Source organism: Microbacterium aquimaris, assembly GCF_039531285.1.
Classification (GTDB): domain Bacteria; phylum Actinomycetota; class Actinomycetes; order Actinomycetales; family Microbacteriaceae; genus Microbacterium; species Microbacterium aquimaris.
Map to the genome: position 1 here is coordinate 1088626 of NZ_BAAAPT010000001.1, position 13507 is coordinate 1102132.

General features: G+C 70.2%; 11 protein-coding genes. 5 read left to right on the forward strand and 6 right to left on the reverse strand.

Annotated elements, in window-relative coordinates; all coding sequences use genetic code 11:
- Positions 1-60 precede the first annotated feature (60 nt).
- A complete protein-coding gene (locus ABD204_RS05110) occupies positions 61-1221 on the forward strand; it encodes a substrate-binding domain-containing protein (protein WP_194423585.1) in 1161 nt (386 codons plus the stop codon).
- A gap of 89 nt (positions 1222-1310) precedes the next feature.
- On the opposite strand, the gene ABD204_RS05115 is transcribed toward ABD204_RS05110, so the two are convergent.
- From ABD204_RS05115 to ABD204_RS05140, 6 genes are read right to left on the reverse strand one after another with little or no spacing between them, the layout of a single operon-like run.
- The gene (locus tag ABD204_RS05115) at positions 1311-2375 is read right to left on the reverse strand and encodes a nucleoside hydrolase (protein WP_194423586.1); all 1065 of its coding nucleotides are present in this window, start codon (positions 2373-2375) and stop codon (positions 1311-1313) included.
- Positions 2376-2383: 8 nt separating this feature from the next.
- The gene (locus tag ABD204_RS05120; RefSeq protein ID WP_194423587.1) at positions 2384-3391 is read right to left on the reverse strand and encodes a queuosine salvage family protein; all 1008 of its coding nucleotides are present in this window, start codon (positions 3389-3391) and stop codon (positions 2384-2386) included.
- 3 nt (positions 3392-3394) lie between these two features.
- Positions 3395-4639, reverse strand: coding sequence for an ABC transporter permease (locus ABD204_RS05125; protein ID WP_194423588.1), 1245 nt, complete (start codon positions 4637-4639; stop codon positions 3395-3397).
- A complete protein-coding gene (locus ABD204_RS05130) occupies positions 4636-5784 on the reverse strand; it encodes an ABC transporter permease (RefSeq protein WP_206697142.1) in 1149 nt (382 codons plus the stop codon). The genes ABD204_RS05125 and ABD204_RS05130 overlap by 4 nt, the downstream gene beginning before the upstream one ends.
- Positions 5781-7289: an ABC transporter ATP-binding protein gene (locus ABD204_RS05135; RefSeq protein ID WP_194423589.1), complete on the reverse strand. Its 1509-nt coding sequence runs from the start codon at positions 7287-7289 to the stop codon at positions 5781-5783. Before ABD204_RS05135 ends, ABD204_RS05130 begins: the two co-directional genes overlap by 4 nt.
- A 21-nt stretch (positions 7290-7310) precedes the next feature.
- On the reverse strand, positions 7311-8357 hold the full coding sequence (locus ABD204_RS05140) for a BMP family lipoprotein (RefSeq protein WP_194423590.1): 1047 nt from the start codon (positions 8355-8357) through the stop codon (positions 7311-7313).
- Positions 8358-8776: 419 nt separating this feature from the next.
- Between ABD204_RS05140 and ABD204_RS05145 the strand changes: the two genes are divergently transcribed.
- Genes ABD204_RS05145 through ABD204_RS05160 form a run of 4 tightly spaced genes read left to right on the forward strand, consistent with a single transcriptional unit; the run spans position 8777 to position 13498 of the window.
- Positions 8777-9634, forward strand: coding sequence for a carbon-nitrogen hydrolase family protein (locus ABD204_RS05145; RefSeq protein ID WP_194423591.1), 858 nt, complete (start codon positions 8777-8779; stop codon positions 9632-9634).
- Positions 9631-11019 carry an amidohydrolase family protein gene (locus ABD204_RS05150; protein WP_194423592.1) on the forward strand — a complete coding sequence of 463 codons (1389 nt, stop codon included), beginning with the start codon at positions 9631-9633 and terminating at the stop codon, positions 11017-11019. The genes ABD204_RS05145 and ABD204_RS05150 overlap by 4 nt, the downstream gene beginning before the upstream one ends.
- The gene (locus ABD204_RS05155; protein ID WP_194423593.1) at positions 11016-12086 is read left to right on the forward strand and encodes a hypothetical protein; all 1071 of its coding nucleotides are present in this window, start codon (positions 11016-11018) and stop codon (positions 12084-12086) included. Before ABD204_RS05150 ends, ABD204_RS05155 begins: the two co-directional genes overlap by 4 nt.
- Positions 12083-13498, forward strand: coding sequence for an aldehyde dehydrogenase family protein (locus tag ABD204_RS05160; protein WP_194423594.1), 1416 nt, complete (start codon positions 12083-12085; stop codon positions 13496-13498). Before ABD204_RS05155 ends, ABD204_RS05160 begins: the two co-directional genes overlap by 4 nt.
- The last annotated feature ends 9 nt before the right edge of the window (positions 13499-13507 follow it).

The following is a 13507-nucleotide window of genomic DNA, read 5'->3' on the forward strand; positions in this document are numbered from 1 at the left end:
TACCCGGCACCACCTCTGCACGGCCGCTTCGGCGCCGTTCGATCGAAAGGACCACACCCCATGAAGAAGGCACAGCACACAGGCCTGCGCACCTTCGCGGCCATCGCCGCCGTCGGCGGCGTCGCGCTCACGGCGGGCTGCTCGAGCTCGTCCGACCCGGAGCCGACCGAAGCGGCCGCATCCGGCGTGCTCACCGACGTCTGCCCCGAGACGATCGTCATCCAGGCCGACTGGGAGCCGGAGTCCGAGCACGGCGGCATCTACGAGCTCGTCGGTGACGACTACACGATCGACACCGACAACAAGTCCGTCACGGGCACTCTGATGGACGGCGACGAGTCCGCCGGTGTCAACGTCGAGATCCGCATCGGCGGGTCCTCGGTCGGCTATCAGCCGGTGCAGTCGCTGCTGTACCAGGACGACGACATCTTCATGGGGTACGGACGCGTCACCGAGACGATCCCCGCGGTGGAGTCGAACCCGGTGGTGGGTGTCATGTCCACCCTCGAAGTCAGCCCGTACTCGATCTACTGGGACCCGGAGACCTACCCCGATGTGGAGAGCATCGCCGACCTGAAGGATGAGGACGTCACGATCCTCATGGGCTCGGACCAGACCGTGTGGCAGGACTACCTCCTCGGTACCGGAGTCATCGATGAGAGCCAGGTCGACCAGTCGGACGCGCCGAAGCCCGCGAGCTTCATCGCCGCCGGCGGTTCGGTCGCGGAGGTCGGCTTCGCGTCGGCCGAGCCCTACATGTACGAGGTCGAGGCGGCGGAGGAGTGGGGCAAGCCGGTCGAGATCGGTCTGATCCACGACCTGGGCTTCGCCGAGTACTTCCAGTCGATGGTCGTGCGTCAGGCGGATGTGACCGAGCAGGCGGACTGCCTGAGTGAGCTCATCCCGATCATGCAGCGCGCCGAGGTGGCCTACATCGAGGACCCGGCGGCGACCAACGCGTTCATCGTCGAACTGGTCGACGAGTACGACACCGGCTGGATCTACACCGAGGATCTCGCCGAGTGGTCGATCGAGAAGCAGAAGGAGCTCGGCCTGGTCGGCAACGGCTCGGACGGCGCCCTCGGCAGCTATGACACCGCGCGCGTGCAGGAGCTCATCGACCTCGTCGGCGAGTACACCGAGTACGACGTGACCGAGATCACCCCCGACACGCTGGTCACCAACGAGTTCATCGACCCCAGCATCGGTCTGCAGGGCTGAGACCCCACGACGAAGGCCCCGCCTCAGGGCGGGGCCTTCGCCGTGCCTCCAGTGGGTGGGCCCGCGGAGGGTCGGGCCCGGGAGGCCGCTCAGAGCGACGCGGCGTCGGCGAGCAGGCTGCGCAGCCGCTCTCCGAAAGCCGCGCCGTCGCCGGCGACGGCGACACGGGCGTTCACGCCCTTGTCGAGGTGTCCGCGCCAATCGGCGACGGTCTCTCCGTCGGTCATCGCCCCGCCCAGTTGCACGTCGACGACGGTCGCCCGCGTGTGTATGAGGGAGGGGTCGAGTGCGGCGCCGACCACGAACGGGTCGTGGATGTGCGCGCCGTAGAAACCGTCGGCCGTCTCGTGGAACTCGAAATAGAAGCGCAGGCTGTCGCGCACGAGGTCGAGGAGGGGGTCCCCGAACGCGGTCGACATGATCGCGACGTCGTCGTCGGCGGCGACCGGAAGGCCGCAGGCCCGGGCGACGTCGGCGAGACCGGACGCATCGATCCGAGAGGTCTCGGTCACATCGAGCCCCATGACCGTCAGCGGTGCGGCGCCCTCCTCCGCGCACGCGCTCCACCGGTGGAAGACGATCTTGGCCGCCTCCGGATCGACGTGGATGTTCCACTCCACGCGCGGGGCGGCGTTGCCGGCTTCGAAGAAGGTCCCGCCCATGATGAACACGTCCCGCAGCAACAGCGGCAGGCGGGGTTCGGCGAGCACGGCGGCCGCGAGGTTCGTCAGCGGCCCCAGCGTCACCAGCGTGACCTCGCCGGGTCGGCGCCGCGCGGTCTCGACGATGAGGTCGACCGCGTGCCGATCGGAGACGGTGGTGCTGGGTGAGACCTGCGCGTACCCGATGCCGTGGGGCCCGTGGGTCTCCGGCGTGGTCTCGAGGGGCCGGGCGACAGGGCCCGCGGCCCCCGCGGCGACCTCCACATCGGCGCGCCCCGCGGTCTCGAGCACACCGAGCGTGTTGTGGACGACATCATCGAGGGGCACGTTGCCGGCCACGCAGGTCACGCCGGCCAGGTCGATGTCGGGGTGGGCCGCGGCGTAGATCAATGCGAGGGTGTCGTCGATGCCGGTGTCGACGTCGAGGATCATCGGCAGGCGCTCGCCGGTGCGGTCGTAAGGGATGTCGCGGACGTCGCGGAGAAGGCGCATGGAGACTCTCAGTAGGCGGTGGTCTGGGTCAGGTGGTGGGGTCCGATGCGGTCGTGGAACGCGGACCACAGCCGGAAATCGATCTGGGGGACGATCAGCGGTGTGTCCGGACGCCGGGCGTTCAGGGCGTCGGTCAACAGGCCGCAGGCGTAGACGGTCTGCACGCGGATCTCGTTCTCCCACGCAGACCCGGCCGGCAGCAACCTGCCCTCGTCGACCGCTTCCGCCAGGGGTGGGGAGTATCGCAACACGCCCATCGCGCGCAACGCGGCGGGCACGATGTAGTCGGCGAACGCCGAGAGTGCGTCGATGTCGTCGAAACGGACCAGCCCGCGATGGTGCAGCATCCACATCCCCAGCTGGGCGAGCTTGTCGATCCGTACCGCGCGGCCGTGCAGCACGGACGAGTCGTCGTAGGCGGGGAACTCCCGCGTCAGGCGTTCGAGCATCCCGGCACCGTCGGCGTACAGGCGGGGCGGACAGTCGTCGACGAAGACATGGAAGCGCCCCGCGTAGCGATCGACCAGTACGCGACCGACCGACCGCAGCACGGCGGCACGTTCGGCGAGCATCGGGATCGGACGGGGACCGTGGAGGATCTCGCCGAGTGCCGCCGGGGTGATATCGGCCAACCAGGCTCCCTCGAGGACCGGGATCCCCGCGGCGATCGCCTGCTCGAACCGGACGAACATCGCGTCGGCGTCGATCAACTCCCGCCCGTCGACCTCGATGGACCACGGCACCCTCGTGTCGAAGTCGGTGTAGGCGAAGTTGATCGCACCGGTCACCAGTGTGAAATCGATGTGCGCCTCCCGCGTCGGGCCGCCGTCGCCGGGGTCTTGGGCGTCAGGCTCGATCGGGGGGAACGTCTCGAACTGCATCCAGTCGGCGACCTGCGCGAGCCGTTCCACATCGAGGGTGACGTCGCGGCATGTCGCGTGCGCGGCGCGCGCGTCGGCGAGGACCGGGTATGTCCATGCCGCGGTGCGCGCGGCATCGCGAGGGAGGGCGCACACGGGTCACTCCTCCGACCGTCGGTAGGGGACCCCGACGGCGGCGGGGGGCCGCAGGGTGTGGTGTGCGGCCATGAGCACGACGAGGGTGACCAGGTAGGGGGCGATGCTCACCAGTTCGCTGGGGACGCCGTCGCCGAACAGGTACCACAGCAGGACCGGCAGGCCGAACGCGCCGTACCAGAGGGATTCCTTCCGGCGGTTCGCGGCGAACAGCCAGACGCACCGGGCCAGCAGGATCGCCGCTCCCAACAGCAGCAGGGCGTTCACCGATGCCTCCTGGCGCGTGCGGAGGGCGTCGGTGAAGCCGAACAGGAGGCTTCCGGTCAGGACGCCCCCGGGGTGCCAGTTGCCGAAGATCACCGTGGCCAGGCCGATGAAACCGCGCCCGGCGATCTGACCTTCGCGGTAGAGGGAGCTGGCGACGACCACCATGTACGCGCCACCCAGGCCCGCCAGCGCCCCGGAGATCCCCTGGGTGAGGTAGTGGATGCGGTAGGGCGAAACGCCGAGAGAGTCCGCCGCGGCCGGGTTCTCCCCCGTCGCGCGCACCCGCAGGCCGAAGCGGGTCTTGGCCAGCACCCACCATGTGATCGGCACGAGCGAGAAGGCCAACAGCGTGCCGACCGACACGTCCGTCACCAAGCCCAGCATGATCGCGGCCGCGTCGGAGACGAAGAGAATCCCTTGGCCCGCGAGGGCGCCCAGCACGAGCTCCGCCCCCGGGAGGCTCACCAGCGGCAACTGTTCCAGCGTCGGGGACTGCGTGATGCTGCCCCCGGGCTCTTCGGCGAAGGTGACCGACGACAGGAAGCGCACCAGGCCGATGGCCATCATGTTGACCACGATTCCGGAGATCGCCTGGTCCACGCCGAGGTTCTGGGTCAGCAGCGCTTGGAACACGCCCGCGAACGCGCCCCCGATGACGCCCCCCAGCAGGGCCGCCCAGGGCCCGTACGACAGGGCGACCCACGCCCCGGTCCAGGAACCGATGATCATCATGCCGTCGAGGCCGATGTTGAGGGTGCCGCCGCGTTCGGCCCACAGCCCACCCAGGCCCGCCAGGAGGATCGGGACGGTGAAGCGCAGTGTGGCCCCGGTCAGGCCCTCGGAGGTGAGGTCGGGCGTCTCGGCCAGCACGGCGACGAGGGGGACCGACATGGCGATCAGCACCACCCACACCCAGCGCGGCACGCGGCGTGTGCGGGTGGTCGGGGGTGTCAGGTCGGGGCGGGTGGATGTGACGGTCATGCCGAGACCTCCTCTCGGGCGGCGAAGCGTGCGGCCCGGCGGCGCTCGCGTGATGCGGAGTAGCGGTGCACCAATTCGTAGGAGGTCACCACGGCGAGCACCACGATGGCCTGCACCACCTGCACGACCTCCTTCGGGATGCCGATGAGATCCAGCGGCACCGAGCAGCGTTCGAGGAAGGCCCACAGCAAAGCCGCGAGTGCCACGCCGATCGGATGGTTCCGCCCGACGATGGCGATGGACAGTCCGGCCCAGGCCAGGCCGGCGGGGAAGCTGATGCCGTAGCGGTGCGTCGAGCCGAGCAGCTCGGGCAGGCCGCAGAGCCCCGCGATCACGCCGGAGACGACCATGGTGAGCAGGATCATCCGTTTGGGGTCGATGCCGGCCAGGAGCGAGGCGCGGGGAGCGGCGCCGACGGCCGTCAGCTGGAATCCGAACCGGGTGCGCGTGGTGACGTACCAGTACGCGACCCCGATGAGCACGGCGATGGCGGCGAAGCCGTAGACATCCCCGGCACCGGGGATGGTGATGGCCGGGAGCCATCCGCTTTCGGGGATGAGGGCGGTCTGGATGTTGTTACTGCCCTCCTCCTGCACGCCGAGTTGGTCGGGGGAGATGAGGTAGGCGATGACCCCGGTGGCGATCGCGTTGAGCATGATCGTGCTGATCACCTCGGAGACCCCGCGGCGGGCTTTGAGGTAGCCGGCGATCGCGGCGTAGGCGCCGGCGACCGCGGCGGCGACGGCGACCATGATCGGGATGTGCAGGAACCAGGGCAGGGAGAGCCACCCGCCCACGACGGCGGCGAAGAACACGCCCAACCGGTATTGGCCGTCGATGCCGATGTTGAACAGGTACATGCGGAACCCGATCGCCGCGGCGAGGCCGGCGATGTAATAGGTCGTGCCCTTGTTCACGATCGCCACCCAGCCCTCGGGGGTCATCGCGTATTGGCCGACGACCGAGACCACGGCGGTGGGGCTGGTGCCGTACAGCGCGAGCACGACTCCCAGCAGCAGCATCGCGAACAGGAGGGACAGCGCCACCGCGACGATCTGCAGCGAGGTCGTCGCCAGACGGGGACCGTTGACGGCGCGATGCAACATGTCGCGCAGGGCCCGCAGGCGACCGGTCGCGGCGCTCATGCCGCGCCCGCCGTCATGGAGCGGCCGATGGCGGCGCGGGAGGCGGTCTCGGCATCGAATTCCGCGGTGATGCGCCCGCGCGAGATGACGGCGATACGGTCGGAGAGCGTCGTCAGCTCTTCCATGTCGGTGCTGATCAGCAGGATCGCCATCCCCTCGTTCGCGGCCGCGATCAGACGCGACCAGATCTGTCTCTGCGCCCCGATGTCGACCCCGCGGGTGGGCTGGGCGGCGATCAGGAGCGTCGGTCGTGCGTCGAGCTCGCGTCCGACGATGAACTTCTGCTGGTTGCCACCCGAGAGGGCCGAGGCGAGCACGTCGATGCCGGGTGTGCGCACGTCGGAGGTCCGCACGACGTGTTCGGCGGCGGCACGGACACGTCCCACCCGCACGTGGCCGCGGCGGGCCAGCTGACGGTCGTGGGTGTGGCCGAGCAGGCGCGACATCCACAACGGCTGGTCGACGAGCAGACCCTCCCGCTGCCGGTCCTGGGGGATACAGCCGATGCCTTCGGCGCGCCGTCGCACCGTGGCGACCCCGGCGAGGTCACGTCCGTCGAGGACGACGGACCCGCTGCTGAGGGGCAGGACGCCGAGCACCGCCTCGATCAGCTCGTCCTGCCCGTTGCCCTCCACGCCGGCCACGCCGACGATCTCGCCGCGCCTGACCACGAGGTCGACCCCGTTCAGGCGTGCGCCGGATTCGCTGGTGCCCGTCACGCCGGTCAGTTCGAGGACGTCGGCGCGCCCGTCCTGCCGTGGGCGGCGGGGGAGTTCGAGGGGAGCGGTGCCGACCATGAGGACGGCGAGGTCGGCGGCGGCGAGGTCGCCCGGGGCGACGTCGGCGACGACACGGCCCGCCCGCATGACGGTGATGTGGTCGCTCGCGGCGAGTACTTCGTCGAGGTGGTGTGAGATGAAGATGACGGTCAGCCCGGTCTCGCACATCTCCCGCAACCGCTGCAGGAGGTCTTCCGCCTCCTGCACGGTCAGCAGCGCGGTGGGCTCGTCGAGGATGAGGATGCGCGCGCCGCGGTAGAGCACTTTGATGAGTTCGATGCGCTGCCGGACCCCGACGCCGAGGTCGCGGACCATCGCGTCGGGGTCGACCTGGAGTCCGTACCGCTCCGAGATCTCCATGATCCGTCGCCGGGCGCCCGCGCGGTCGACCACGCCCCGCCGCAGGGGTTCTGCGCCGAGGATGACGTTGTCGAGCACGCTGAGGTTGTCGGCGAGCTTGAAGTGCTGGAACACCATCCCGATACCGGCGTCGATGGCGTCGGCGGGTGAGCCGAACGAGGTCGGCTCACCCGCCACGCGCATCGAGCCGCTGTCGGGGCGGGTGGCCCCGTAGAGCACCTTCATCAGGGTCGACTTGCCCGCGCCGTTCTCTCCGACGATCGCGTGCACGGTCTGCGCCGCGACCGTGATGCTGACATCGGCGTTGGCGATGACCCCCGGGTAGGTCTTCGTGATCCCGGTGAGTTCGACGGCGGGTCGATCCATGATGGCGGTGCTCCCGATCGCTCAGTCGAGCGTGGCCGGGACGACGATCTCGCCGGAGGTGATCTGCGCGGCGAACTCGTCGATCGCCTCGATCGTCTCCGGAGACAGGAAGTCACCCGAGGTGGAGTAGCCGACACCGTCCGAGGAGAGGTCGTACACGGTCGTGCCGGCGGTCACGGTGCCGTCGAGCACGCTCTCGATGAAGGAGGAGACACCGACATCGACACGCTTGAGCATCGACGTGAGGATGACCTCGTTGAGCGGCTCGTCCGTGGTGGTGTACTGGTCGCTGTCGACCCCGATCGCCCAGGTTCCGGCGGCGTCGGCGGATTCGAAGACACCCAGTCCCGAACCGCCGGCGGCGGCGAAGATCACATCGACGCCCGAGTCGTACATGCCGTTGGCGGCTTCGGCCCCACGCTGCGGGTCGTTGAACCCGTTGAAGTCCGGCGGCTCGGTGAGGTAGCTGGCCGACAGTTCGATGTCGGGGTCGGCGGCGAGCGCGCCCGCGTCGAATCCGGCCTGGAACTCGTTGATCAGCGGGATGTTCACGCCGCCGATGAAACCGACCTTGCCCGTGGTGGACTCCATCGCCGCGGCCACACCGGCGAGGAAGGACCCCTCGTTGGCGGCGAACATCAGCGAGGTCACGTTGGGCTGATCGACCGTGTCGTCGTCGACGATCGCGAACGACGTGTCGGGGTACTTCTGTGCCACCTCCGTCAGCGCTGTGGCGTACAGGTAGCCGACGGCGATGATCGGGTCGGCGCCGCCCTGGGCCATGAGGTCGAGACGCGCGACGCGGTCCGCGTCGGTGTCCTCCGCGCGCGCCGTCGACTCGATCACCTCGCCGCCGGCGGCCTCGGCGGCCTCGGTGGCGCCGTCCCAGGCCAGATCGTTGAACCCGCCGTCCCCGCGCCCGCCGAGGTCATAGGCGACGCCGACGGTGAATTCCGGCTCCGCGGCGGTGTCGTCGGTGGTCTCGGTGCTCTCTCCCGCACACGCGGTGAGGACGAGTGCGGCGGCGGCGGCGAGGCCGAGTGCCGCGGTCAGAGTGCGTCTTCTCATGGTTGCCCTTTCATCGATGCGGCGTCGTGCCCGGGTGGTCCTCGGGTGCTGCAGGGCAGACGATCCGGCTGTGTGTATCCCTGAGAGTGGCACCGCGACGCTGTGCGCACCCCCGCGACGAGGAAGGCTTTTACCGCGTTTTTACGAAGGCCTCGAATCCGTGCGGATTCCCGTTACCGGGCGGGTCACACAGACACAGATCGGCGACCGGCGGGGCGGCGACCGCCCCGACTGTCTCTCTGTGCCGCGCTCTGTAACGGCGATTGGTCCGCGCGGGGTCACCTGTAACCACCCTGTAAAAAGCGCGTTCCAGCCTGCTTCCCAAGCCTTTTCCGCGCCGACCCGCGGGCTAGCGTTTCGGGTGCCGGGTACAGGAGACAGTGACGCACGGGTGCAGCCCGGCGCGAAAGGAGCCGACCGTGACGGACACCGCCGACAGCTACACGCTCGCCGTGGCACAGCCACGGGTGCGCACCGAGCCCGACCACTCCGCGAACGTCGCGCACGCCGTGGACCTGGTCGCCGAGGCGGCGGCACGGGGAAGCGACCTCGTGCTCTTCCCGGAGCACAGCCCCGGACCGTTCCGCGAGGGGCAGGACTACGACGCCGCCGGTCCGCTGGCCGCCGCCGCCCGCGAGGGGGCGATCAACGTCGTGTGGAGCCGCATGGAGGCGTGCGAGGACGGCCTGTGGCGCCTGGTCGTCTACGTCCTCGACCGTGGCGGGCGCACGGTGCTGCGCTACGAGCGCACGCACCCCGCGACCGTCCCCAGCGCCGACACCGGTGGGTTCGTCGCACCGGGTCGAGAGCTCGGGTCCTTCGAACTGGACGGGATCCCGATGGGCATCGCCGTGTGCTCCGAACTGTGGATCCCGGAGACCACGCGCGTGCTGGCCCTGCGCGGAGCGGAGATCATCCTCTCGCCCGCGGGCGGGCACTTCACGGCCCTCACGAAGAACTGGCAGGTCATCGCCCGCGCCCGGGCGATCGAGAACCTCTGCCACCTCGCGCTGACGAACAACCTGTACGGCGACGAGCAGGGCGCGGCGCTGGTCGCGGGTCCGGAACACGTGCTCGTCGAGGCCGGACGCGCCGAACTCGCCATCGCCCACCTCGACCTCGCCCGCGCGCGATGGCTGCGCGATACCGACGATTCGCTGGCAGAACCCAAACCCTTCGATTCGATCCCAGGACTGCTCCGCGCCCGACGCCCCGAGCTCTACGCCGAACTCACACATGTGCGCGGCGACGAGTTCGACTACGAGGGGAACCGATGACCGCCGCCCTCGTCCGCGGCGGATACGTTCTCACCGCCTCGACCTCCGACCGGATCCCCGCGGTGATCCGTCACGGCGCGGTGCACATCGTCGACGGACGCATCGCCGCCGTCGACACCTACGACGCGCTGCGTTCGGCGCACCCCGACATCCCCGTGCACGGAGGGGTGAACGACATCGTCACGCCCGGGTTCGTCAACACCCACGGACACTTCTCCGAGGGTTTGATCACCGGCATCGCGTCGCAGTTCACGCTGTGGGAGTGGATCCATGCGCTCATCCGTCCCGTCTCGCCCTTCCTCGACCGGGAGAAGGCCTACGTGGGCACGCTCCTGGCGGGGGCGCAGATGCTGATGAGCGGGATCACGACCGCGAACGACATGTTCGTCGCCGATCCGCGACCCGGCGCCCCCGTCACGCCGGGCGTCGTGGACGCCCTCGACGAGCTGAACCTGCGCGGAGTGGTGTCCTTCGGCGCCGGTGACATCGGGTCGACGCTGGGCGTGCAGGCCGAGTTCGACGAGCACGACGCCCTCCTCGAGGCTGCCCGCTCCAGCCGGCTGTCGACCTTCCGTGTCGGCATCGGTGCCGTCGGCGGGCAGAGCGAGGAGATGTTCGCGCGTTCGGTGGACTACGCCACCGGCGGTGGCCACGGTGTCCACATCCATCTGCAGGAGATCCGCGAGGAGGTCACCGCGACGGTGCAGCGCACCGGCGTGACCGCCGTGGCGCACTGCGAGCGCGAGGGACTTTTCCGCGCGCCCACGCTCGCGGCCCATTGCGTCTGGCTCGACCCGCACGACCGCGACATCCTCGCCCGCAACCGGGTGGGTGTCGCGCACAACCCGGTGTCGAACATGATCCTCGCCTCGGGTGTCGCGCCGGTGGCCGAGCTGCGGCGCCTGGGGGTCGACGTGGGCATCGGCGTCGACGGTCCCGCCTCGAACGACAGCCAGGACATGATGCAGGCGATCAAATCGACCGCGCTCCTGGCACGCGTCCATCACCAGCAGGCGACCGCGCTGAGCGCCGTCGACGCGTTCGAGATGGCGACCATCGGTGGGGCCCGCGCCCTGCGGATGGATCAGACCATCGGTTCGCTCGAACCGGGCAAAGCGGCCGACCTCGTGCAGTTCGACGGTGATTCGCTCGCGCTGGCGAACATCCACGACCCCTATCAGGCGGTGGTGTTCGCCGCCGGTGCCCGCGACATCTCATCGGTCTGGGTCGACGGCGAATGCAGTGTCCGCGACGGCGTCCTCACCCGTGTGGACGCCGCCGAGGTCGTCGCCCGCTCGCGTCCACTGGCCGCGCAGCTGGTGACCGCCGCGGGTCTGCCCCACCTGTCCGATCTGGCCGACACGGCCGAAGGAGCACGTCCATGACCGCAGACACGTCCACGCTCTCGCGTGCCGCCCGTTTCCCGGCCTCACAGCGCAAGATCCGGGCACCGTTCGTGCTCGATCCCTCGCTGTGCCTGTACTCCCCGCAGGAGAACGTCGACTCGCTGTCGCACCCGCTCATCGAGGAGTGGATCACCTTCATCACCGAGCACTGGGAACCGGCCTCCGACGGTCGGCCCCGCGTGGCCCTGCTCGTGCCGTGCTGCAAGTACAAGCCCTACCCGGTCAGTCGCGAGCATCGAGCCATCAACGCCGCCCTCCTGGCCGCCGGCTGGCGACCGACCGGAGGCGTCGAGACCCCGAGCGAACTGCTCGCGCTGCTCGACGAGGGCGAAGACCCCGCCGTGCTGGATGTCTCCGCGTGGGAGAGGGACGGGATCGTCCTGGACCGTTTCGTCATCTCCGAACCGCTCGGCGTCGTGCCCTACCCGCTGGTGTACCGATGGGACGGGCGACAGAGCCCCGCGACCTCCTACGACGACCCCGGCCTGTTCGAGGCGCGCGGCACGTCGGTCTCTCCGGAGCACCCCGACTTCACCGCGACACCCGCGGCGAGCGGAGGGTGGAAGTGGGGGCCCGGCGAGCGTGAGGCGTATGTCCTCATGCACAACCGGATGGCCGAGGTCATCGCGCAGACCTTCCGGCGGGTGGGCGACGCCTACGGCGGGATCGGCGCGTGGCTCTCCCCCGGCCTCACGCACCGCAGCTTCCTCGCCGGACGCGCCCAGCGCGACCTCGACGGGCTCGCGAGATCCCGTCGAGGACACGACGACCGGGAACTTCCCCTCATCGGTGTCGGCGACCTCGACGCCCCCGACATCGCGATCATGCCCACCCAGGACGACCTCGACCGTGCTCGCACGGAGCTCGCGGAACGGCTGACGCGCGAAGGCCGCGGCGGCTCCCCCGGCGCGGTGCGCGCGGTCTACGCGCGCGGGGACGGCAACGACACCCCGCTGGGGCTGCCCGAAGCGCTGCGCGCCCTCACCCGCTGGCTGGATGAGGCCGCCGTCCGGGCGGGCGCCGCCGTGACGGAGGTGCCGGCATGAGCGTGCAGCAGATCCGCGCGGTCGCCGACGCCGACGTGCTCGGCGAGGTGGAGACGATGGAAGTGGGCGAGGTGCCCGCCGTCGTCGCGCGCGCCCGAGCCGCCCTGGCGGGGTGGCGACGTCGTGCACCGCACGAACGCGCCGATCCCCTCCGTCGCGCGTGCGAGCTCATCCTGGCCGACGCCGAGTCGATCGCGCGGTTGCACGCGCGCGAATCCGGCAAGATCATCGCGCAGGCCCGGTTCGAGGTGCGCGGTGCCGTGCGCCTCATGGAGGCCAACGCCGAACTCGGCCGCATGCGCGCCGGTGACATCGCCCCCACCGGTGCGCTCCCCGGCGGAGAGCGCGACCTGACCATCGTGGAACGGGTGCCGCTGGGCGTGGTGGTCACCGTCATCCCGTTCAACTTCCCCATCGAGCTGATGGTCGAGAAGGCCGCCGCGGCCCTCGCCGTCGGGAACGTCGTCATCGTCAAGGCGCCGCCGCAGAACCCGCTCGCCGCCGGCCGTGTGGTCGCTCTCATGCATGAGGCCGGGATCCCCGAGGACGTGTTGCAGATCGTCTCGGCCGACACCCCCGCCTCGGCGGCGCTGTGCGCCGCGGACGGGGTCGACGCGGTGTCCCTGACCGGCTCGGTGGGCGCCGGCATCGGCGTGGCGACCGCGACTGCGGCGCAGTTGCGGCCGCTGCACCTGGAGCTCGGGGGCAACGGTGCGGCGATCGTGCTGCCCGACGCAGACCTGGACTTCGTGGTGTCGGAGTCGTTGCGGGGGCGTCTGCTGATGAACGGGCAGGCCTGCGCCGCGACCAAGCGCCTGGTCGTCCACCGCGACGTGGCCGACGAGGTCACGGCCCGGCTCGACGCGGCACTGTCCCCCCTCGCGCCCGCCGACCCGCTCGACGAATCCGCGCGACTGGGGCCGCTCATCGACGAGCGCTCCGCGGCACGGGTGAGCGGTCAGGTGGATCGTGCGATCGCCTCCGGCGCCCGCCGCGTGCGCGGTGCCGCCAACGACGGCGCGTGGTTCGCCCCCACCTTGCTGGCCGATGTGCCCACGTCTGCGGCCGTGGCCGTGGACGACGAGATCTTCGGCCCGGTGTTCACCGTGGTCCCGGTCTCGTCGGCCGATGAGGCGCTCGCCGTCGCCAACGCGTCGTCGTTGCGCCTGACCGCCGCGGTCTTCTCCGCCGACATCCCCCGCGCCATGTCCATGGCCGCCGAGCTGGACTACGGCGGGGTCGTGGTCAACGGCACCAACAACTACCGCCCCCCGGTGGTCCCCTTCGGCGGTGTCGCGCTCGCCGGCGCGGGCCGCGAGGGCATCGGCTACACGATCGACGAACTGACCCGTTCCCGCTTCATCGCGGTGCGCAACCTGCGTCCCACCTGGGACGCGCAGACGGAAGACTGAGGACGACCG